Origin of the sequence: Dietzia massiliensis (assembly GCF_018390595.1) — a bacterium.
Taxonomy (GTDB): domain Bacteria; phylum Actinomycetota; class Actinomycetes; order Mycobacteriales; family Mycobacteriaceae; genus Dietzia; species Dietzia massiliensis.
Genome location: NZ_JAHBAV010000204.1, coordinates 1 through 443, shown reverse-complemented (window position 1 = coordinate 443; position 443 = coordinate 1). Strand labels below are relative to the sequence as shown.

1 protein-coding gene is annotated in these 443 nt (G+C 31.8%); it reads left to right on the top strand.

Going from position 1 to position 443, the window contains the following annotated elements; all coding sequences use genetic code 11:
* Nucleotides 1-443 (top strand): dehydroquinate synthase/iron-containing alcohol dehydrogenase family protein (locus KHA85_RS20275; protein WP_213186678.1); only part of this gene is annotated, 443 nt, incomplete at both ends.

Genomic DNA, 443 nt, shown 5'->3' with positions numbered 1-443 from the left:
ATTGAAGCATATGTATCAACTGCAAATTGTAACTATACAGATCCTCTTGCAATTCATGCAATTGAAATGATTCAAGCTAATTTAGTTAAATCATATAATGGTGATATGGCATGCCGTGATGATATGCATGATGCTCAATGCTTAGCAGGACAAGCATTTTCTAATGCATTACTTGGAATTGTTCATTCCATGGCTCATAAAACTGGAGCTGCCTTTGTTGATCAAGGTGGACATATTATTCATGGTGCTGCTAATGCAATGTATTTACCTAAAGTTATTGCCTTTAATGCTAAAGATGAAACTGCTAAAAAACGTTATGGTGTAATTGCTGATTATATGCATTTAGGTGGAAATAATGATGATGAAAAAGTAGAATTATTAATTGCATATTTAAGAAAAATGAATGATGATTTAAATATCCCTCATTCAATCAATCATTATGG